At 67.8% G+C, this 19969-nt stretch carries 23 protein-coding genes; 6 read left to right on the forward strand and 17 right to left on the reverse strand.

Annotation, left to right across the window (positions count from 1 at the left end):
- Positions 1-303: 303 nt before the first annotated feature.
- Both ABIE51_RS12915 and ABIE51_RS12920 read right to left on the reverse strand, forming a co-directional pair.
- A complete protein-coding gene (locus ABIE51_RS12915; RefSeq protein ID WP_115841740.1) occupies positions 304-735 on the reverse strand; it encodes a VOC family protein in 432 nt (143 codons plus the stop codon).
- A gap of 24 nt (positions 736-759) precedes the next feature.
- Positions 760-1248 (reverse strand): BON domain-containing protein, encoded by a 489-nt coding sequence (locus ABIE51_RS12920; protein WP_192631031.1) that lies wholly within the window; start codon positions 1246-1248, stop codon positions 760-762.
- Between the two features lie 204 nt (positions 1249-1452).
- Between ABIE51_RS12920 and ABIE51_RS12925 the strand changes: the two genes are divergently transcribed.
- Complete coding sequence (locus ABIE51_RS12925) at positions 1453-2229, forward strand: hypothetical protein (protein WP_192631032.1); 777 nt, start codon at positions 1453-1455, stop codon at positions 2227-2229.
- A 45-nt stretch (positions 2230-2274) separates the two neighbouring features.
- On the opposite strand, the gene ABIE51_RS12930 is transcribed toward ABIE51_RS12925, so the two are convergent.
- The 3 genes from ABIE51_RS12930 to ABIE51_RS12940 all read right to left on the reverse strand — a co-directional run bounded on the left by ABIE51_RS12930 (position 2275) and on the right by ABIE51_RS12940 (position 4756).
- Positions 2275-3183 (reverse strand): dienelactone hydrolase family protein, encoded by a 909-nt coding sequence (locus tag ABIE51_RS12930; protein ID WP_192631033.1) that lies wholly within the window; start codon positions 3181-3183, stop codon positions 2275-2277.
- Between the two features lie 223 nt (positions 3184-3406).
- Positions 3407-3580 carry a DUF1328 family protein gene (locus tag ABIE51_RS12935; RefSeq protein ID WP_115841744.1) on the reverse strand — a complete coding sequence of 58 codons (174 nt, stop codon included), beginning with the start codon at positions 3578-3580 and terminating at the stop codon, positions 3407-3409.
- A gap of 360 nt (positions 3581-3940) precedes the next feature.
- Entirely contained in the window at positions 3941-4756 is an 816-nt protein-coding gene (locus tag ABIE51_RS12940; RefSeq protein ID WP_192631034.1) for an extensin-like domain-containing protein, read from the reverse strand.
- Between the two features lie 64 nt (positions 4757-4820).
- On the opposite strand from ABIE51_RS12940, the gene ABIE51_RS12945 reads away from it, so the two are divergent.
- Positions 4821-5861 (forward strand): GGDEF domain-containing protein, encoded by a 1041-nt coding sequence (locus ABIE51_RS12945; RefSeq protein ID WP_157030546.1) that lies wholly within the window; start codon positions 4821-4823, stop codon positions 5859-5861.
- Positions 5862-5935: 74 nt separating this feature from the next.
- The gene (locus ABIE51_RS12950) at positions 5936-6487 is read left to right on the forward strand and encodes a peroxiredoxin (protein ID WP_192631035.1); all 552 of its coding nucleotides are present in this window, start codon (positions 5936-5938) and stop codon (positions 6485-6487) included.
- Between the two features lie 346 nt (positions 6488-6833).
- Here the strand turns inward: ABIE51_RS12950 and ABIE51_RS12955 are convergent, their stop codons facing one another.
- Entirely contained in the window at positions 6834-7538 is a 705-nt protein-coding gene (locus ABIE51_RS12955) for a hypothetical protein (RefSeq protein WP_192631036.1), read from the reverse strand.
- Between the two features lie 127 nt (positions 7539-7665).
- Here ABIE51_RS12955 and ABIE51_RS12960 point away from each other — a divergent pair, with 127 nt between their 5' ends.
- The gene (locus ABIE51_RS12960) at positions 7666-8298 is read left to right on the forward strand and encodes a DUF4136 domain-containing protein (RefSeq protein WP_192631037.1); all 633 of its coding nucleotides are present in this window, start codon (positions 7666-7668) and stop codon (positions 8296-8298) included.
- A gap of 27 nt (positions 8299-8325) precedes the next feature.
- On the opposite strand, the gene ABIE51_RS12965 is transcribed toward ABIE51_RS12960, so the two are convergent.
- Positions 8326-8616, reverse strand: coding sequence for a hypothetical protein (locus ABIE51_RS12965; protein ID WP_192631038.1), 291 nt, complete (start codon positions 8614-8616; stop codon positions 8326-8328).
- 68 nt (positions 8617-8684) lie between these two features.
- A complete protein-coding gene (locus tag ABIE51_RS12970) occupies positions 8685-9869 on the reverse strand; it encodes a glycoside hydrolase family 18 protein (protein WP_192631039.1) in 1185 nt (394 codons plus the stop codon).
- Between the two features lie 54 nt (positions 9870-9923).
- Between ABIE51_RS12970 and ABIE51_RS12975 the strand changes: the two genes are divergently transcribed.
- Positions 9924-10898, forward strand: a complete 975-nt coding sequence (locus ABIE51_RS12975) for a tetratricopeptide repeat protein (RefSeq protein ID WP_192631040.1) — start codon at positions 9924-9926, stop codon at positions 10896-10898.
- A 6-nt stretch (positions 10899-10904) separates the two neighbouring features.
- Here ABIE51_RS12975 and ABIE51_RS12980 read toward each other — a convergent pair whose 3' ends face one another.
- The 8 genes from ABIE51_RS12980 to ABIE51_RS13015 form a co-directional block, all read right to left on the reverse strand.
- Complete coding sequence (locus ABIE51_RS12980; RefSeq protein ID WP_192631041.1) at positions 10905-12005, reverse strand: Gfo/Idh/MocA family protein; 1101 nt, start codon at positions 12003-12005, stop codon at positions 10905-10907.
- 52 nt (positions 12006-12057) lie between these two features.
- On the reverse strand, positions 12058-12978 hold the full coding sequence (locus tag ABIE51_RS12985) for a M14 family metallopeptidase (protein ID WP_192631042.1): 921 nt from the start codon (positions 12976-12978) through the stop codon (positions 12058-12060).
- 122 nt (positions 12979-13100) lie between these two features.
- A complete protein-coding gene (locus ABIE51_RS12990; RefSeq protein WP_192631043.1) occupies positions 13101-13361 on the reverse strand; it encodes a hypothetical protein in 261 nt (86 codons plus the stop codon).
- Positions 13362-13501: 140 nt separating this feature from the next.
- Positions 13502-14059 (reverse strand): DUF3228 family protein, encoded by a 558-nt coding sequence (locus tag ABIE51_RS12995; protein WP_192631044.1) that lies wholly within the window; start codon positions 14057-14059, stop codon positions 13502-13504.
- 354 nt (positions 14060-14413) lie between these two features.
- Positions 14414-15028 carry a hypothetical protein gene (locus tag ABIE51_RS13000; protein ID WP_192631045.1) on the reverse strand — a complete coding sequence of 205 codons (615 nt, stop codon included), beginning with the start codon at positions 15026-15028 and terminating at the stop codon, positions 14414-14416.
- Between the two features lie 39 nt (positions 15029-15067).
- Positions 15068-15958 carry a restriction endonuclease gene (locus tag ABIE51_RS13005; protein ID WP_192631046.1) on the reverse strand — a complete coding sequence of 297 codons (891 nt, stop codon included), beginning with the start codon at positions 15956-15958 and terminating at the stop codon, positions 15068-15070.
- A gap of 27 nt (positions 15959-15985) precedes the next feature.
- Positions 15986-16561 carry a hypothetical protein gene (locus ABIE51_RS13010; protein ID WP_354504229.1) on the reverse strand — a complete coding sequence of 192 codons (576 nt, stop codon included), beginning with the start codon at positions 16559-16561 and terminating at the stop codon, positions 15986-15988.
- Between the two features lie 214 nt (positions 16562-16775).
- Entirely contained in the window at positions 16776-18278 is a 1503-nt protein-coding gene (locus ABIE51_RS13015) for a DUF4034 domain-containing protein (protein WP_192631048.1), read from the reverse strand.
- A 155-nt stretch (positions 18279-18433) separates the two neighbouring features.
- On the opposite strand from ABIE51_RS13015, the gene ABIE51_RS13020 reads away from it, so the two are divergent.
- Positions 18434-19156 (forward strand): rRNA pseudouridine synthase, encoded by a 723-nt coding sequence (locus tag ABIE51_RS13020; RefSeq protein ID WP_192631049.1) that lies wholly within the window; start codon positions 18434-18436, stop codon positions 19154-19156.
- 16 nt (positions 19157-19172) lie between these two features.
- On the opposite strand, the gene ABIE51_RS13025 is transcribed toward ABIE51_RS13020, so the two are convergent.
- Positions 19173-19643 (reverse strand): YehS family protein, encoded by a 471-nt coding sequence (locus ABIE51_RS13025; protein ID WP_115841760.1) that lies wholly within the window; start codon positions 19641-19643, stop codon positions 19173-19175.
- Between the last annotated feature and the right edge of the window lie 326 nt (positions 19644-19969).

Raw genomic sequence — 19969 nt, forward strand, 5'->3', positions numbered from 1 at the left:
TTGGGCACTCCGACTTGAAGCATCAGAGATGCCGTCATTCCAGCGAAAGCTGGAACCCATTTTGATCTTCGCGATTCGGTGCGAAGCAACACCGCAGCGTTGTGCTGCAACGTTCGTTCACCGCTCCCGCTTCGTTGCCCCTGCCCGGCCCGAACGCGCAGCGTTCGGGCGTTCGAAGGCGCGCGAACCAGTGGTTCGCAAGCAGCGCCTTCTCACCCCCAACCCCTCTCCCGACGGGAGAGGGGCTAAAAGCCGACGACGTCGTCATTCCAGCGAAAGCTGGAATCCATTTTGACCATTCGTTCAGAACGTGACCTTCACCGAAGGCGCGCTGCGTGTGTGCTCGCCGTGGTACACCGCTTCGATGTTGTTGCCGTCCGGATCGAGCACGAACGCGGCGTAATACCCCGGATGGTACGGGCGCTCGCCGGCGGCACCGTTGTCGCGACCACCCGCGGCCAGCGCCGCCTTGTGGAACGCGTCCACCGCCGCGCGATCCTTCGCCTGGAACGCCAGATGGTGCCGGCCGGTGAGTTCGCCCTGCGCCGCTTCGCTGTCGGCCGTGGAGACGAACAGCTCGTCGTACCAGAAGGCGCCATCATCGAGCGTGCCGCCGAGCGGCACGCCAAGCACCTCGAACACCGCATCGTAGAAACGGCGGCTGGCCGGCAGATCGCGCACGACCAGCTGCACGTGGTCGATCAACCGGCCGCGGTGGAGTTCCTGGGTTTCCATGTTTCCGTCCCTGTGAAGGTGCGCTCAGTGCGGCGCGGAAGGCTGCGACGGCGACGATGCCGATGTCGTGCGCAGCAGGCTTTCCAGATTCTGCACGCCGCGCATCGATCCGACCGTGTGCAGGAGGTCATGGAATTCCTCCTCGGCGACATGGCCCTTCAGCTGCACGCGTCCATCGCGCACGTGCACTTCGACGTTGTGCGGATGTCCGACCAGGCGACCGAGGCGCGCACGGATGCGTTCGTGCAACAGATCGTCGTCGATCGGTTCCGACGTCATGCTCGCTCGCGTGCGTGCCGCCACGCCGCGCAGGCGATCGGCGGCGCGCTTGGACTTGCCGCGAACGTAGCGTTCGGCGTCGTTGCGCATCGAGAGACCGCGATCGCGCACGATCGCGCGGCGACGGCGGCCGGTGTTGGGATCCATGAGGTACATCACCAGGGCGCCGGCCGCGAATGCCAGCGCGGCGCTGGCGAGCGTGCCCAGGGCAGTGCGTGCGGATCGTTCGTGCATGGGATCACCTCGGTTGACTCGGCCTCGACAGGCTCGCGGGAGCCCCACCCTGCCAGAACGCACGGAAACATCGCGCGAAGGTTCGCCGACTCGAACCTTAACGGGGCTGCGTGCGCGAACTCTCCAGGATTTCGGAGGATTCCGAGAGATCGCACGCGATCGCGTTGCTAACGTTCGCGGCCCTCTGCCGCTGCCTTCGCCGCCGTGCCCACCTACGTTCCTTCGAGCGCCGCGTCGCGCTTCTCCATCGCCGTGCTCGCCTGTTGCGCAGCTTTCGCGCTCGCATCGTGCGGTCGTCGCGATGCGCCGGTCGCCACGGCAACTACGCCGGATGCACCCAACGCTGAAACCTTCGCCGCACCGCAGGATGTGTTCGAACGCGATGCACGCGCGATCGTCGGCATCAGCTATCCGACCGGGCTGGACCGCTACCCGGCGCTCGCGAAGCTGCTCGTCGCGCATGCGGCTGCGCGCCGCGCTGCGCTCGACGCCGCGCTGGAAAGGACGCCGCGCCCGTCCATGCCATTCGAACTCACGCTGCGTTTCAGCACCGCAGCCGACGCGCCGCGCATGTTCGCGGTGGTCGCCGACGAAGAGCTTTACACCGGCGGCGCGAACAGCCGCCCTGGTCGCGAGGTGTTCCTCTGGTCGCCCGCGGAAAACCGCCTGTTGTCGCCGGAGGAAATGATCCCGAACCCGGCGGCGTGGGCGAGGCTGCACGAGCAGATCCGCCATCTGGCGCTGGAGGAATCCGCCTCGCTGTCCGCGCCTGCCGCCGAACGTGCGATGCAGCACGTGTTCGTACCGCGTTTCAATTCCAGCGGCCGCATCGCGGGCCTGCGCTTCCGCACCGACGATGGCGGCGAAGTCGAAGTGCCGGGCAGCGAACTCAAGCCGCTGGTCGCGCCGGCGTACTCGGGCTGGTTCGAGGATGCGCCGGCCGTCGCGGCCGGATCGCCGGTCGCGACCGCGAAGCTCTGAGCGGATGCCGCCGCATCGCCGAACGCGACGCGGCGGCATCGCCCATCACGCAGCCGGCTTGCGCAACGTTTCGTCGAACAGCGCCAGCGTTTTCTTCCACGCTTCGCGCGCGGCCGCTTCGTCGTAACGCGGCGTGGTGTCGTTGTTGAAACCGTGCTGCGTGCCGGGCGGCTGGAACAGTTCGTACTTCACGCCGGCCTGTTTCAGCGCGGCTTCGTACGAAGGCCAGCCGGCGTTGACGCGTTCGTCGTTCTCGGCCAGCACGATCAACATGCGCGCCTTGATGTTCGGCACGCCCTCCAGCGGCGCCGGCGCGCCATAGAACGGCGCGGCCGCATCAAGGTCCGGCAGCTGCGTGGCGAGGAAGTTCGACATCCCGCCGCCGTAGCAGAAGCCCACCACGCCAAGCCGTCCGTTGCCGCCTTCGATCGTGCGCAGCATCTTCGCGGCGGCGATGAAGTCCTGCCGCGTCTTGGCCTGGTCGAGCTTGGCGAACTCGGCGCGTGCCGCGTCCTCGTTGCCCGGATAACCGCCTAGCGGGAACAGCGCGTCCGGCGCGAAGGCGATGTAGCCCTCCAGCGCGAGGCGACGCGTCACGTCTTCGATGTGGGGATTGAGGCCGCGGTTTTCGTGCACGACCAGCACGACCGGCAGCGGGCCGCTCTTCTTCGCGGGGCGGACGAGATAGCCCCGCGCGGTGCCGTAGCCCTGCGGCGACGGGAATTCGAGGTACTTCGCGACCAGCCGCTTGTCGTCCGGCTTGACCTGCTGCGCTGCGGCGAAGTTCGGCGCGAGCGCGGCGAGGATGCCGGCGGCACCGGCCGCCCCCACCGCGAAACGCGCCGCACCGCTGAGGAAACCCCGCCGGTCGATGATGCCGTGAACGTACTGGTCGAACAGTCGCATCACTTCCGGATCGAAGTCGCTGGCCTTGCGACGTGGCGTGTCGGCCATGGGGAACCTCCGCGGCGTGGTCGGAACGTGCCGGCGAGGATAGCGGCCCCTGCGTGACGAAATGCAACCGTGCGGCGAGCCGATGCGCTGGTGCGACGGACGGCGCCGGGATTGGGAGATCTGGAAGAAGCGAGGCGCGTTGCGCGCCCGGATCATCGGAGCGGGAATCCCGTCCGGAAAAGAAACCGCCGCCGACGCCCCACGCATCGGCGGCGGTGGCGACTTACGTCACCTTCTTGGCGATGGTCACGCCCAAGATGAAAAGCACGACGGCGATCACCAGGCCCACCCAGAACAGCAGCTTGGCAATGCCCATGGCCGCGCCCGCGGCGCCGCTGAAACCCAGCGCGCCCGCGATGAGGCCGATGACGGCAAAGATGATGGCCCACTTCAACATCGCAACCACTCCTGGCAACTTCGTTGCGAACGACGGTAGTCGCGGGGTTGTCGTTCTGGCGTGAGTGGCGTCGCGGCTGATTTATCGGTCGTTTCTTCGGGCAACGGGCGGCGTTCGAGCGAGTGGTTGCTTTGAACCCCTCTCCCGCGGGAGAGGGGTTGGGGTGAGGGTCGGGACGTGCGGGCACGCTCGTACTCGCGATGCCTGCTCTGCTGCGAGACGAAGCAGTGGATTCCAGCTTTCGCTGGAATGACGACGAGAGGGTCGTCCACACACCGTGGCGAGCGTTCCGAGCCTGGATCCCGGCCTTCGCCGGAATGACAGTGATCGCGATGGCTCGCGCGCATCGACTGCGCAAGCTCACCGACAAGCCCGATACGCACCCCGATCGAAGTGGAAGTGATCCGCATGGGCCCGGTTGTAGTCCGGGCCGAGCACCACATCGAAGTAGTCGCACGCGCCGTCGTGCACCGCGCGCAGGAACCGGGCCTCGTCTAGCTCCGGCGCGTCTTTCGTCGCTTCATCGGCAGCCACGGATGAAGCCGGTGCAGCGGACGTCGGCGTCGATCCGGCAGACGCGGATCGCCAGTCCTTCAACACCCGCACCCGACGCCCGTCGTCGAGCACGAAGCCGGCGATGTCCAGCGCATCGGCCGTGGCGTGCTGGCTGCGACGGCGCCCCTGCTCGCCGTAGAGGTTCCGGCACGCGTACGAACCCAGGTGTTCGATGCGCGCCACGCGTGTCCCGAGGTGTTCCTGCGCCGCCTGCTGCAGCACATGGCGCTCCCACATCGCCAGCGACAGCGCCGTGCGGCAGCTCAGGGTGAAATCCGATCCCACCGCCACGCTCGTGCGCTGGATGCGGACCGCGTTGGTGAAGCCGCAATGCTCGCCGGTGACGCGGTCGTCCACCGGCGTCAGTCGCATGTCGGCCTGCGCGAGCGCGACCTGGCAGGCGGCGCGATCGCCCGCCGCGCGGTCGAGCTTGAAGCGCGTCAGCAGGTTCGGCGTCGCATCGATACGCAGCGGCGCCCAGGGGTTCCACGCCTCGGGAATCCGCACCCGCCCGGACCAGAGCGCCCAGCCCGCCCCCAATGCGGCGGCCAGCAGGAGCAGCCACACCACGCGCAGGATCGGGAACGGCTTGCGGTTCGGACTCGGGTCGGGGGTCGCCATCGCCGGATTGTCGCCGACGCCACGTCAGGGTGAACGTAGCGGTCTGTCGGCCGATAATGGCGGCATGGAAACCGCAAGCGCCTCGATCACCGCCCTTCCCTTCGTCCGCGTCGCCGATGCGGTGACTGGCGCACGCACGCTGGAGGAACTCGTCCGCCCGCTGCTGGAAGTGCTGGAAGCGCTGACCGGCATGGAATCGACCTACCTGACGTCCGTGGACGCCGATGCGGGCGTGCAGCACGTGCTGTTCGCCCGCAACACGCAGACCTTGCTGATCCCCGAGCAGCTCACCGTGCCGTGGTCCGACACGCTCTGCCGGCGCGCGCTCGACGAGGCGTGCGCGTACACCGACGACGTGCCCTCGCGCTGGGGCGATTCGGACGCCGCGCGGGCGCTGGGCATCCACACCTACGTCAGCACGCCGGTGAAGCTGGAGGACGGTTCGCTCTACGGCACCCTGTGCGCCGCCAGTGCGCGCCAGTTGCCGCTGCCCGACGATGCGCAGCGCGCTCTGCTCATGTTTTCCCGCCTCATCGGCCAGCAGCTCGAACGCGAACGCCTCGTCGACCGGCTGCAGGAGGCCAACGCCGCGCTGGCCGCGAGCGCGCTCGTCGACACGGTGACGGGCCTGCCGAACCGCCGTGCGCTCATGGCCGAGATGACGCGCCGCATCGCGCACTGCCAGCGCCAGCATGAGGCGCTGGTGGTGGCCTTCATCGACCTGGACGGCTTCAAGGCGATCAACGACCGCCATGGCCATGAGGCGGGCGACCGCTTCCTCGCCGCGATCGGTCGCACGCTGCAGGGCGCGCTGCGCGCCGACGACTTCGCGGCGCGACTGGGCGGCGACGAGTTCGTCGTGGTCGGGACCGTCGCGCACGTCGAAGGTCCCGGAAGCATCGAGGCCTTCCGCGAGCGACTGGCCGCCAGCACGCGCCGCCGTTTCGACCTCGGCACGGTGACCGTGGACTACGAAGGCGCCAGCGTCGGCGCGGTCGTCGCCGCCGACGACCAGCCCGACCCCGACACCCTGATCGCCCGCGCGGACGCCGCCATGTATGCCGTCAAGCGCAGCCGAAAGATGCGCGATCGCGCCATCGCCTGACGGGCGTTGCGCCCGCCCGCGCGACCGGGGCGAAACCCGTATCGTATGGACACCCGTCCGCACTGGAGCGCGTCATGAAGCACCTGTTGAAGCAGGCCGCCGCCGGCCTCGTCGTCACCGTCGCGCTGGCCGCGCCGGCCGTGGCTGCACTGAAGGCCGGCGCGAGGGCGCCCGACTTCAGCGCCCCCGCCTACCTCGCCGGCGAGCCGTTCACCTTCAAGCTGTCCGACGCGCTGAAGAAGGGCCCGGTCGTGGTCTATTTCTTCCCCGCCGCCTTCACCCCCGGCTGCAACCTCGAGTCGCACCTGTTCTCCGAGGCCATCGACAAGTTCAAGGCCGAAAAGGCGACGGTCATCGGCATCACCGCCGGCAACACCGACCAGTTGGCCGCGTTCTCCAAGTCCACCGAACACTGCGGCGGCAAGTTCCCCGTCGCCGCCGACAGCGGCGCGAAGATCGCGAAGCAGTACGACGCCATCCTCGCCAAGAAGCCGGAATGGTCGGACCGCACGTCGTATGTCATCGCGCCGAACGGCACGATTTCGCACGTCTACTCGGATCTCAACCCGCAGAAGCACGTGAAGGAGTCGCTGGACGCGGTGGCGGCGCTGGAGACGAAGAAGTAACGGTCGCTTTGGCGTTGTTTGCTGGACACCTCTCTCTCCGCGGTGTTTAGCCCCTCTCCCCGCGGGAGAGGGGTTGGGGTGAGGGGCAACGGAGGGATAGCGGCGAACCGCCGCTGCGATGAAGCGCTGCGCTGTTGCTTCTTCCTTTTCGTATCCACTTAGCGCCGCAAATCAAAATGGATTCCAGCTTTCGCTGGAATGACGAGATGGTTCGGAAAGGTGATCAGCCTGGATCCCGGCCTTCGCCGGGATGACGGTAAATGACGAGCGGCTTCGGAAAGGTGATCAGCCTGGATCCCGCCCTACGCCGAGATGACGGCGGCGTTTCAGGCGACGGGTGCCCCGGCTACCGCCCCTCCTCCGCCTCATCCGTCAGCCCCGCGCCGAGGCCCATCCCGACACCGCCCGCGGCGAGCCCGCCTCCCATTCCGCCGCCGCCCATCCCACCGCCACCGCCGCGGCCACCCTGCTTTCCTTCCTCGCGCGCGCCCTCGCCTTTTCCCTTCGCCGCAGACGACGGCCGGCTCGGACCCTGCCTCGGGATCTGCAGGTTCGACGGCACCGGATCGAGGTCAAGCACGCCGCGGATGAAGTCGCGCAGCGACACGACCAGTTCCGCCGTATGCACCGGCCGGCCGGCGACGAGTTCCGCCGCCGCGCGCGCCGCCAGCTTCACCTGTTCGTCGGTGCCCAGCAGCAGGATGTCCGACAGCGCGCCCTCCACCGCATCGCGGATGCGGCGCGAGCGGTCGGAGCTCGGCCACGCCAGCTCGGCGTTGCCCGGCTCCACGGGCGCCTCGCCACGGCGCTGCACGTCGCGCAGATGGGTGGGGTCCACCGACAGGTCGCCCGTGAACGACCCACCCAGCGTCTTGTATGCGGCGATGAGCGTGCGCAGCCGCTCGTTGATCTGCCGGTTCTCGCGCTCGCGGCGGGCCTGGACGGTCTGCATCACGATCAACCGGATGCCCACGCCGATCAGCGTGATCACCGCCAGCCCAATCAGCGTCGACAGCACCGCCTGCCAGGAACTGAAATCCAGATTGCGCATGGAACCTCCTTCGCGGACGCCGGCAAGGTAGCGCATCGGGCGCCCCGGTCCCGTGGACGAGCCCGCCTCACGCCGCCCTAATGCCAGCGCCACCACAGTGACGCCACCTTCCGGTCGGGGACGCACCATGAGGACGCTCGCCTTCGCGCTCGTTTGCGGCACGCTGCTCGCCACGCTGATTCCCGTTGCCCATGCGCAGTCGCGCAAGCAGCCGGCGGCAGAAGTCGATGTTTCCAAGGGCGCGACGTCCATGCCCGGCCCGACCTACGCCTGGGTGCCGATGCCGGCGCGATTGCAGGCGGAGCTCGACAAGCGCGCACAGGATCCCGCCTTCCGCACGCGCCTGCAGGCCTCGCTCGACAAGGCGCTGCAGGCGAAGGGTTATCGCCGCATCGACGACGTGCGCAAGGCCGATCTCGCGGTGGCGTATCGCGTCGGCGTGCAGGACGTGCAGCAGACCAGCGTCACCGAGCGCATGCAGCAGGGCGGCGTGGTGCGCGAAAGCGCGGTGGAATGCGGCCCGTACGGCTGCTCGCAGATCCTGTCGAAGGGCACCGAAGGCGTGCCGACCTTCAAGGTGCACACCGTCGACACGATCGAAGGCGGCCTGCAGGTGGAGGTGATCCAGCCGTCGGACATCCGCGTGCTGTGGCGCGCGCTCTACCGCGGCTCGATGAAGGCGAAGGACGCCGGCAAGCTCAACCTCGACGCCGTCGCGACGCAGACGCTCACCTCGCTGCCACGCGCACCGGCGAAGTAGCGCGTGAATCTAGACGCGGACGGCGGATCACTCGCCGTCCGCGGCCTTCTTCTCGTTCTCCGTCGCCTTCTCCACGATCTCCTCGTAGAGCTGCGCGACTTTCGCGCCGAGCGCGTGGAGCTCCGGATGGCGCGCGACGAAATGCTGTGCGTCCTGCGCGTCTTCCAGCGATTCCTTCATGAAGGCGATGTCGGTATCGCTCATGCATTCGCCGGCATCGACGCGCTCCTTCAGCGACATCGCGCGCGGCAGCCGGAACTTCACCAGACGTTCGAGCAACGCCTGCAACGTCGCCGTATCGTCGGTCGGATGTGACATGGAAGCCGGCCTCGCGCGCGGGAGCGTGATTGTGCCTTCGTCGCCGCGCGCGTGGCTTCACATGCGATTCACCGCGTCGGCGCGGCTTCGCGGGTTTCGAACGGCGCCGCCATCGCTTTCAGCAGGCTGCGCTGGTCATCGTCGCCGGTGAGTTCCCACATGAAGACGCCACGCAGTCCGCGTTCCTTCGCCAGCTGCGAGCGCAGCGCGATCGACTTCGCATCTTCAAAGCTCACGAACACGCGCTCGTCGGCGTTGAACAGGTACGGCGTCTGCGCGACGTCGTGCCAGTGCTGCGTCCACTTCGGATCCTTCAGCAGCTTCGACTGGATGTCGCGCCAGTCGCCGGCGGCATACGGCTCGGTGTACGCCTGGTAGAGCCCGTGGTTGTCGGCGCTTTTCACGCGAAAGCCGCGGCCGTAGAACGGCACGCCGAGCACCAGCTTGTCTGCGGGCACGCCGTGCTGAAGGTAGAAATCCACGGCGCCTTCGACATTGTTGGCCCGGCGCAGCTCCGGCGGCAGCGGATCCTGTGGCACTTCACGCAGCGGCGCATTGAACGTGGACACGGTCGAGAACGCGGTGCCCATGTCGTAGGTCATCAGGTTGATGAAATCGAGGATTTCGCCCAGCGCTTTCAGGTCGTAGCTCTTCGCCGGATCGTACGGACCCGCCGACTGCATGCGACCGGCCGGCAGCGCGGCGGTGAGCAGGTACGACTGGCCGCGCTGCTTCGCCTTCGCATCGAGCTGACGGCGGAATTCCTTCGCCAGCAGCGTCGCGTTCTCGCGACCTTCCGGCCGCGCGGCGATTTCCTTCGGGCCGCCGTACACCGGGAATTCCCAGTCCAGGTCCACGCCGTCGAAGCTGCCACGGTAGGTGTCGAAGAACATCGCCACGCACGAGGACACGAAGCGCTCGCGGCTCTCCTTCGTCAGCGCCGCATCGGAAAAGCCGCCGGCTTCCCAGCCGCCGATGGAGATGATCGTGCGCAGTCCGGGATGCTGCTTCTTCAGTGCCGCGAGTTCCTTGAAGCGCGCGGGCGCGTCCTTCTCGATCATGCAACGTCCGTCCTCGATGCGCGCGAAGGCGTAGAACAGGTGCGTGACGGTGTCGGCCGGAATGTTCGACACCGGATAGCGCGCGGCATTTCCGCCCGGGTAGTACGCGCCGACGATCGGCTGTGCGGCGAAGGACGATGCGGAAATCGCGGAAAGAACGATGGCGACGGCGGCCAGGCGCTGGCGAAGCATGGGGGCGTCTCGTGTAGGGAAGCGGAACAATACAACCCGCGCTATCCTCCGGCCATGACGACATCCGCCATCGACGACGATCTTGAGGCGCTGGAAGCCCGCGCATACGACACCTTCGGCAAGGGCGAGCTGACGCCCGCCGCGCAGCTATTCGGCGAGCTGATCGAGCGGCAGCCCGACGCCATCCACCTCCACTACATGAAGGGTCTCGCCCACAAATACCTGGGCGAGTGGTCGCAGAGCCTGCACCACAATTTGCGCGCCATCGCATTGAAGGGCGAGTTCGAGGAAAGCCTGGCGTGGAACGCGGCCATCGCGGCGACAGGCCTGGGCGACTGGGAAGAAGCCCGCCGGCAATGGAAACGCTGCGGCATCCGCATCCCGGAGGGCACGGGACCCATCGAAAGCGACTTCGGGGTGGCGAGCATCCGCTTGAACCCGTGGCACGGCGGCGAGACCGTGTGGGCCCGGCGCATCGATCCGGTCCGGGCGCGCCTGCTCAACGTGCCGCTGCCCGAAAGCGGGCACCGCCTGTTCGACATCGTCCTGCACGACGGCGCGCCGACCGGCCGTCGCCACACCGGCGACGGCGACCGGACGGTGCCGGTCTTCAACGCGCTCGATACGCTGGCCGAATCGGAATACCGCACGTTCGTCGCGTTCGTGCGCTGCGATTCCCCGGAGGACCTCGATGAACTGACCGATGCCACGCTGCCCGGCATCGGCTACGTCGAGGACTGGACGCGTTTGGTCGTGCACTACTGTCTTCGATGCAGTTACGGCACGCCGCACGACCACGAGGCCGAATCCTCGGCGGAAGGCTGGCCGAGCGAGCGCAGCGTCGGAATCGGCGCGCAGGGGAAGGCCGCGGTCGTGCGGCTGCTCGACGGATGGAAATCGCGTGCGCTAGGCCGCCGCGTGGACGGCATCGAGGCACCGCGTCACGAACGACCGGAACGGACGCAGGGCCACACCTGGTGGCGCGGACACGACGCCGACGAGAGCGAGCGCGCCGACGGCGAAAGCTGAGGCGCCCTACGTCAACGTCACCGCCCTGCCCGTGCGCGCCGACTCGTAGATCGCCTGCATGATCCGCACGTCGCGCAGGCCTTCCTCACCGGGCACCTTGGTCGGCCGGTTCTCGAGGATGCATCGCGCGAAGTCGTCCATCTCCGCGGCGAACAGGTCGATCTCGGGAAACCGGATCTCCTTCCCGTCGCTGCGGCGGCCGTGGTTGCCGTCGTAGAAGAAGGCCGGGTCGAGTTCGAACCAGCCGCGTTCGGCGTTCACGCGCAGGTTCTGGATGCCGCCGTCCTTGTAGCTGGTGCTGCAATACGCGACGACGCCGCTGGGGAATTTCGTCGTCCACACCATGGTTTCGTCGACCTGCGCGAACTTGACCGGATCGGTCTTGGTCTCGATCGCGGACACGAGGATGGGTTCCTCGCCGGTGAGATACCGCGTGGCCTGCAACGCGTAGATGCCCACGTCCATCAGCGCGCCGCCGCCGGCGAGGTCGCGTTTGAGGCGCCACTGCGTCGGCTCGCCCACGTCGATCGCGAACCCCGCCTGCACGATGGTCGGCTTGCCGAACACCTCCTCGCGCACCAGGCGGATGCATTCCAGATGATGCGGGTCGTACTGGCAACGGTACGCCGTGCCGAGCAGGCGGCCGGCCTTGCGGCAGGCGTCGATCATCGACTGGCAGCGTTCGACCGAGATCTCCAGCGGCTTCTCGCAGAACACGTGCTTGCCGGCCTGCGCCGCTGCGATGGTGTGCGGCGCGTGCAGCGCGTTGGGCGTGACGACGTAGACGATGTCGATGTCGGGGTTGTCGGCCATGCGATGCATCGTGTCGTACGAATACACGCTGCCATCGGGAATGCCGTACTTCGCCTTCCACGCCGCGGCCTTGGCGGGCGTTCCGGTGACGATGCCCGCGAGCCGGCAGTGCTGCGTCTTCATCAACGCCGGGGCGATCTGGTTCTCGCTGATACGCCCCAGCCCGCACACCGCCACGCCGAGTTTTCGCGACTGCTTCGATTTCTCGCGCGTCGCGCTGGTGCTGATGAACGGCGCGGCGGCCAGCGCGATGGCGGTTTCGGCGAGGAACTTGCGGCGATGCGGGTTGGGCATGGTGGCGTCTCGAAAGGATCGTCCGGGCACGCGATGCTGCGGGCGGTGCGGCTTACCGGTGCGCCAGCGCGTACTCCAGCGCGGCGCACACAGCGGTGGCCTGCGCGAGGTTGCACTGCTCCGGCGTGGCGCGCGGGCTGTCCGGATACACCTCGGTCGTGGTCCTGTAGCGCGCATCCGTGACGCCCGCGCACAGGCCGAGCCTGCGCAGCGAATACTCGATCACGCCCGGCGCCACCACGGGCGAGCCGATGATGCGCCCCTGCGCGTCCGCCGGCGCGATGTGCGTGACCTTCGCCACCGCCTCGATCACGGCCTTCTGGAATTCCGGCTGCGGGTTCTCGCTGTCGTCGACCAGGTAGAAGCCGTCCGGAATCCCATCCGGCTCGAACGGCTTGCCGTCGCGCGCCGCGAGCGCGGGGCGGAATTCGGTTTCATCGGTGTCGGTGGTTTCATGCAGGTCGATGTGGACCAGCACGCGATCGCGCACGGGTTCCACCAGCTTGATGAGCGCCGCCGACTCCTGCGCCGGGCTGTCGGCGCGGAAGGAGCGGTTCGGATCGATCGCGTCGGCATTCCAGCGATGGATGCGCTCGTACGCCCACGGGCTGATGCACGGCGCCACCAGCAGGTTCACGCGCCCGGCGAAATCGGCCGCGTGATCGCGCACGAACTGCAGCGCGCCATGCACGCCGCTGGTTTCGTAACCGTGCACGCCGCCGGTCACCAGCGCGACGGGCAGCGCGTCGTTCCAGTCGCGGCTGCGGATCGCCAGCAGCGGGAAGCGCTCGTCGCCGTACTGCAGCGTGCCGTACTCGACCACGTCAAACGTCGAACGCAGCGGCTCGATCGCCGCGACCACCTCGTCCGCATAGCTGCGACGGCGCACCTGCCCCGCGAGCCACTGCGCCTTCTCCGCGGCGCCCCAGGGCGTTCCGGGCGTGCCGATGGGATACGGGGCGGTGTGGTTCATGGCGGGCTCTTGCGGGTTTCGGATGAAGGCGGACTCTAGCATCCGGTGCGTCATTCGCGCCGAACGCGCACACGCGAAAGGCCCGCGTGGCGGGCACTTTCAGTGCCAGCGCAGCCTACGCGTCAGGGCGCGTCCGCCACCTCGCACGACCACACGGAACTGGCGATCCACTGGTTCGCGCGCGTCATGTGGTTGTAGACCTCGGCAATCGGCTCGCCGCCCTGCGCCGTGCATTTGCCGATCGCATCGGCGCGGGCGTCCTCCAGCGCGATGCCCGGATCGTAGCTGACGCCCGAACCGCTTACGTGCGTGATCGCGGCCGTTGCCGCGCTCGATGCGAACAGCGCGACCGCCATCGCGGCGGCGCTCCATGTCTTCCTCATGATCGATCTCCTGCGTTCGTGGTGAACGCAGGCATTCGATGCGTCGCGCGGCAACGCAGCGGTGAAGATGCAGTAAGCGGCGTGTAAATCGGGCGGGTGGATGTCGCGCGACGTGACGCACGTCGCACCGAATGGGCGAGTCAGCCGCGCCAGTTCGCATGCGTCCGCCAGAATTCCACGCTGCGCAGGTAGGCATCGCGATCCAGCGGGACGCCGGAGCCGCCCTCCTCCACGCCCAGCGCGTTGCGCATGATCGTGATCGGTGCCATCGGCGTTTCGATGGGCTCGGCGGTGTACATGCAGCCGACCACGCCCCAGTCCGCGTCGATATCGGTGCCCTCCTTCGCCAGTTGCTCGCGACTGTAGAGGATGACGATGAGGAAGTTCGCCACCGGCGGCTCCAGGCCTTCGAACCAGCGCACCAGCACCGGCAGTTCGTCGCGCGTGCGCGCGTCGTAGTCGGAGCGCAGCAGGTGGCGGTTCTCGTCGGTGATCGGCACCGCCAGGCACTTCGTCGACGTCCAGTTGCGGTGCACGTGCAGCTTGCAGAACGGCGCGTATCCCTCGAGCACGGCCAGCGGCGGCACCTCGTTCAGATGCCGCTCGAACTGCTCCGGCGTGCAGTCCTGGATCGTGTTGCGCCGCGGCTCGCGCGGAAACAGACGGGGGCGGGCGAAGTCGGTGAGGGTGATGGTCATGACAGAGCTGGCTTGTGCTGAAGCCGCATTATTTGCGATGCGGCGTATCCGTGCGCACGAACCGGTGGCGTGATCCGGATATCGGGCGTGGGACTCTGCTGCGACGCTGGGGTCCGCCCCCGTCAAGACGCCCTCATGAACAGACTGCGTAGCGCCTGCCTGTCGATCTGCCTGCTTCAAAGCCCTGCTGCCCACGCGGACTGCAACCTGGCCTTCGCACCGCTAGAGGTCCAGCGCGTTGTGATCGAGCACTACTACCGGTCACCTAAGCGCGATGCACCGCCGCCGGCCTGGCTCCCTGCTTCATCGCCAACGCAGCGGGAAGAAGGCAGCACGAACCGCGATGACGCTGGGTCACGCGTCCGCCAGGGCGGCACCACGCAACCGCCCAGCCGCGGAACCATAGATAGCGCCCACCACGAGGAAGCAGCCGAAGTACACCGCCGCCTGTAGCGCGCCCGACCCGACCGCGAGCGCAGCCGTCGGTACGAATGCAAGGAAGATCGCGAACAGCAGCAGGAAGCGCTGCATCAGCGGTTCGTAATGCGTCGCCTGCCACTGCGGCCAGCGGCGCGCGAAGGCGAAGGCGTCCGCGTCGTTCGGCGGCAGTCGCGATGCGATGCTCGCTTCCACGCGCGCGAGGTTGGCGAGGTAGTACTGCACCAGCGCCTGCTTGGCGAGCGTGCGCGTGCCGACGATGGCGATGAAGAACAGGATCGCGACAAACCCCGTCAGGGGTGCCCACCGGCCCAGTGCGGCTTCGGGAAACTGCGCCGAGACCGGCACCCACGCCGCCATCGCGCCGGTCGAGAACAGCAGTCCGAAGTCCTCGAACGAGCTGCGCGAGTAGCTGTCGCACTTGTCGCCCAAGTAGGTGTACTGCTGCCACAGATCCCGCGGGACTTCGATGGGCGCTACGTTGCCGCTCGATCCCGCGTCCTGCGATGCTGCCTGCCCTGCTCCGTCCATGCCGCCCCCTGCATCCGGTCGTGAGTGAAGTGCCGACGTTCAGATCTCCGGCGTCGACTCGGCGATGACCTTCATCGCTTCCTCTGCGCGATGCTGCTGTTCGCGCGTCTGCGCGGCGCTCGGCGCGCGCAGCGGCGTCTGCGCGCAGCGGTCGATATAACTGCCGGACTTGGCGTCGATGATCTCGCGGCAGGAATCGATGGTGGTCGCAACGGGCGGCGCAACCGCGGGCGCTGCGGGTCGCGCGGTATAAGCCGCCGGCGTCGCAGGCGCGATCGTCCGCATGATCGAATCGACGAACACGCGATACATCAGCAGCATGAACGCCATGAACACCACGGCGGCGAGCAGCTTGAGCGCAAGCACCGTCGCGAGGCTGCGCGTTGTCGAACGCCGCTCCCGACGTCCGGTTCCGTAGCGAATGCGATCCTCCGTCGCCGACAGCAACCGCTCGCCGATGCGACGGGCGACCGACGCGGGAATCCCATCGCGCGCGCCCATGCGTATCGAACCGAGCGCCGGCGCCGGTTCGCGGATCGGTCCGAGCATCATCCGCAGCTCGTCGCCGTCGATCAGCTGCACGTGGCCCAGCTTCTGCGCGGCCTCGATCGCGGCTTTGGTGAACTCGCCGCTGGTCGCGAGGATCGCGCCCGTCGCGCCATGGTTCACCATCAGCCCCAGCAGCTGGTGCACGTCGTTGTGCGGCACCTTCATCGCGTTCCAGTGCTTGCACTGCACGATGACGAACTGCTCGCCGCGGCGCAGCTTCAGATCGATGCCGCCGTCGGTCTTCGCACCGGTCGCGCCGGTGCCGACGTGTTCGACGTCATAGCCCTCGCTGCGGTAGTACGCCGCGAGCAGAAGTTCGAGCTGATCCCAGCCGACGCGCGAGAGGGCGTCGCTTCGGCGATGGGCTACGGGTTTAAGCATGCGCGCGTTTCGTTCGTTCCGGACGCATCAGCGCCCCTCGGCGACAAGCAGGCCATCCATTCCGGCAGGGGCGGACGCCATCTGCGATTTGCCACCCACGTGCAGAACGTACTCGAAGTTCTGCACCATGCGGCCGAAACCATCGTCGTCGGCGGCGTAGTTGGCGCCCACGGTCACCGTGTGGCGCCCGGGCGGGAGCGGCTTGAGCAGCAGCCAGTAGCCGTCTGCGGCGGTCTTCGCGTAGTCGTCGTCCATTTCGGGGATCAGTGGGAAACAACCGTCGCTGCGGATGCGATAGCGCGTGACATCGGACACGCGGACCCCATCGATCAATACGACCGCGCTGCCCAGCCGTTCGTTGTTCACCGCCGCGGAGGCCTGCAGCGCCTCGCACGATTTCGGCGTCGCGTGGGCGGCGCGGCGATCACGTACATCGCTGCGCCGCATGTTGATGACGGGCACGAGGATGTGGCGATCGGCCGGGATCACGCATTCGCGTTGCGCGTTGAACGTTCCGTCGGTGCCGGCCAGGAACCAGACACCGCCTTCCTGACCAAGCTCGCACAGCCGTCCGTCCGGGTCCCGGAACGGTGCGATGGGCATGCGTTCGGCCCACTGCCACCAGCGCGCGCCGTCAGTGCCCCGAAGCTTTCGCCATCCACGGCGGCGTCCGGCGGAAGCAGCATGGCATCGGCCTCCGTCTGCGTGCCGTGGGCCGCATGCGGCAGCGTGATGCCGAAAGTGCCTGCGAGCGCCATCGCTGCGGCAGCCAATCCAGTCCTGGTGATTCGCACAAACGCTCCTTGCTCTCGTGGGCCTACTTGCCGGAAGCGCCGTTCGCCGGTCGCCGCGGCTGCACGATCTCAATCATGGGCCCTGGTCTTGGCGGGTCCAATGCCTCCGCCCGTTTCGCGGCCGCGGCCGCACCTTCGATGTCATGCCCGACCAGCGCCCTGGAGCGCAACCTCCAGGCACTGGCCGAAGCCGGAAGTGCTTCCACCAGCTCACGCGTGCAGGCGTCGGCCTCTGCCGCCACATCCGGGAAAAGGAACGTGGAGCAATAACGCTCCAGTGCCTGCATGCGATATTCGCCCGTCATGGCGCGCTGGTAATACGGGCGCGCGGCCGCCGGCGATTCCAGCCCCTCGATGATGCCGCCCATCATGACCAGGTAGCGCGCGTTGCCTGGCTCCTGCTTCAGGGCGACCACCATGTCGGAGTGCGCCCACTGCAGATGGTAGAAGGGCGCCGTCAACGCCGCGCGGGCATAGCGATACCAGGCATCGTCGGGCCGGAACCGCAGCGCCTGCGAGTAATACGCGATACCGCGCCACCAATCGTCGTTGACCCAATAACCCCTGCCGGCGTCGGCCAACAGCGAGACGCTGGGGCCCAGTCGCGCCGCCTCCACGAGCTCCTCGACTACCTCGCCTTCATTTTCGGCCATGCCCGGCCGATAACCCGCCGCTTCGGCCAGCAATGCGCCAAGGATCGGATTGCGTTCCGTCCGCGCGGCGGCATAGGCCACGGCGCCGCGCAGGGCATCGTCCGAGCCGCCCCACTTCGGCTGCGCCGAGACGATCTGTTCCCACGCAACGTAATAGGAGTCGGGATCGACTTCCCGGCAACGCGAACTGGCGTATGCCTGCATTGCGGCGTCGCTTTGTCGCCCGATCGCGGTGAGTTTGGCGCAGGCCACGCTCAGGCGCGGTTCCAGTTCCATCGCCCGCAGGTACGCAGGGACGGCCTGCGCGAAGTACCTGCTCATTTCCTTGAACTGGTCTTCGGAGGTCTTCGAGGCATAGCGCGTGCCACGCGCCTTCCAGCCGGCAGTGCCGTAGTGCATGCCGGCCGCCGCGTTCGCGAACGCGCTCTGTGGTGCCGCTTTGAGCCAGCGCTGCGCCACCTCACCGGCGCGCGGGCTTGCGTCGAACACACTGAACGCGATGAATATCTGCTCGCGCTGCGAGCGGTCGCGGTAATGCGCGTCCAGCAGCGTGGCGAAGTCGCGCTCCAGTTGCGTGACGCCCTTGCGGTTGGCGAGCAATGCGTCGATCTGGTCGAGTGTCCAGGCGGGTTGGCGCAACAGCGCGCACCGGCCTTGTGCAGCACCGGGACGCCACTGGTTGCCGGGCAGATCCGGGTACGCCTTGCAACGTGCTTCGTCGTCCTTGATCGCATCGGCGGCCTTGGCCTGTGCGATGTACTCCGCCCATTCCGCGGGCGGCTCCCTGCTCGGCAGCCTCTGTGCATGAGCCGACTGGAACAGCGCAGCGCTCCCCAGCGCGATGCCTGCGATGGCAATCCGTATCCTTGGCATGTACTCCCCCTGTGACCGCAACGCTAACGCAGAAGGCGAGCTGAGAACAGGAGCGATCACTCAGTCCTTGGACGGAGCGGCAGTTCATTGCCGCCGCATTCCGGTCCGCAGTCGCCACGTGTGCGAAAGTAGCGCCCCCCGCCGAGCCCCCGCCCATGACCGATCCCGTCCGACTCTCCAAACGCGTGGCCGAACTGGTCGGGTGTTCGCGCGCCGATGCCGAGCGCTACATCGAGAACGGCTGGGTCCGCGTGGACGGCGAGGTCGTCGAGGCGCCGCAGCACCCGGTGTCGGACGAGCGCGTCGAACTCGACCCCGACGCCGTGCTGGAAGCGCCGGAACCGGCCACCGTGCTGCTTCACAAGCCGGCCGGTTTCGATGCGTTCGACGGTGGCGACCCTGCCGCCGCGCTAGTGACGCCCGCCACCCGCTGGGAAGGCGACGCCAGTGGCGTGCGCCTGCTGAAGCGCCACTTCGTCCGGCTGACGCCTCTGGTGCCGCTGGAGGCCGAGGCCAGCGGGCTCATCGTGATGACGCAGGACGGCCGGGTGTGGCGTCGGCTCACCGAGGACGCGGCGCAGATCGAGCAGGAATACGTCGTCGAGGTCGCCGGCGAGATCGCTCCGTACGGCCTGCGCCGCCTCAACCACGGCCTGCGTTACCAGGGGCGCGAACTGCCGCCGTGCAAGGTCAGCTGGCAGAACGAGATCCGCCTGCGCTTCGCCCTCAAGGACGTTCGGCCCGGGCAGATCCAGGACATGTGCGCACAGGTCGGGCTGAAGGTGCTGGCGATGCGGCGCCTGCGCATCGGCAAGGTGTCGCTGGCAAAGATGCCGCCGGGCGAATGGCGCTACCTGCCGGTCGGCGAGCGCTTCTGACGCAACGCGACCGGCCTCAGGCGCCGCGCACGCGCAGCGTCAGGCCCTTCAGGAAGTTGCGCAGCAACTGGTCGCCGCACGGACGGTAGTTCGGATGGCCCGGCTGACGGAACAGCGCCGTCAGTTCCGGCTTCGACACCGGCCAGCCGGCCGATTCGAACACCGCATGCATGTCGACGTCCTTCAGTTCGAACGCGACCCGCAGCTTCTTCAGCACGACGTTGTTGGTGACGCGCGTTTCCGGCGGGCGCGGCGGACGGCTTTCGTCGCGGCCGCGGCAGTAGATCACCAGGCCGTCAAGGAACCGAGCCAGCACCGCGTCGCTGCAGTCGGCGTACTCGGGGTCGTCCTCGCGGCGCAGGAACGCCTGCACGTCGGCCTTGTCGAGCGCGAATGCCGGATCGACCAGGTGGACGATCTCCACGACGCGCTGGTCGCTGAGATCGAGCATGTACCGGATGCTGCGCAGAACGTCGTTGGTGATCATGGGGCGTCGAGCGGTATTGCGTGGGGCCGCCTAGTTTAGGCCACCCCACCGTGACGGGCGTCCGGCTACGCCGCGCGCCCTGCCGCAGGCGCATACTTCGCTCGCCGACGGCCGCCGCCGTCCACCGCCACCGCATCCAGGAGACGCCGCATGAAGGGCATGGACCAGAAAAAGGAACAGAAAAAGAAGCCGGCGAAAACCATGAAGGAAAAGAAGGCCGAAAAGCGCGACAAGAAGGCCGCCAAGGGCTTCGCGCCGGTCTGACGCCGCTGCTGTCACCCCATGAAAGGCCCGGGAATCCGGGCCTTTTTTCATGCGCGCTTCGT

The sequence above is a fragment of the Lysobacter sp. OAE881 genome, from assembly GCF_040546665.1.
Lineage (GTDB): Bacteria > Pseudomonadota > Gammaproteobacteria > Xanthomonadales > Xanthomonadaceae > Lysobacter_J > Lysobacter_J soli.